Source organism: Pseudomonas sp. RGM 3321 (assembly GCF_022836805.1).
In the GTDB taxonomy this organism is placed as follows: Bacteria; Pseudomonadota; Gammaproteobacteria; order Pseudomonadales; family Pseudomonadaceae; genus Aquipseudomonas.
In genome coordinates, this window is record NZ_JALHBH010000030.1 from 1 (window position 1) to 422 (window position 422).

1 protein-coding gene is annotated in these 422 nt (G+C 58.3%); it reads right to left on the reverse strand.

The features are described 5' to 3' along the window. Positions 1-185: 185 nt before the first annotated feature. On the reverse strand, positions 186-422 hold a 237-nt coding region (locus RGM3321_RS00100; RefSeq protein ID WP_244391006.1), incomplete at its 5' end, for a L,D-transpeptidase.

Here is a 422-nt window from a genome sequence, read left to right on the forward strand (position 1 = left end):
GGTCGTCCCAAGGACGTTGAGGGTTTGAGCGTGTCGCGTCAACTGGTGATAGGCCACCGCCGACGAGGGCTGAAACCGCGTCATGGAGCCGAAAAGAAGCCGTCAAACTGTGAGGACACCTAGACATGATGAAACCCTCTACCTTGCATCGAGGTAGAGGGTTTCGCAGGTGTGAGGGGACTAACTCACACTGCGCTGAGTTTCTGCCAGCCGCTCCAGTCGTAGCACCAGCAACCGATACCTTCGTCCGGCTTGAACATACGGTTCGAACCTGAGTTGATGACGGGATCACCGGCGGCGCAGAAGTTAAACAGCCATCTGGCGTTCTCGGTGGATAAACCGACGCAACCGTGCGAGACATTGGCGCTGCCCTGAGAGCGCTCGGACCACGGCGCAGCGTGGACAAACTCACCGGTGTAGGT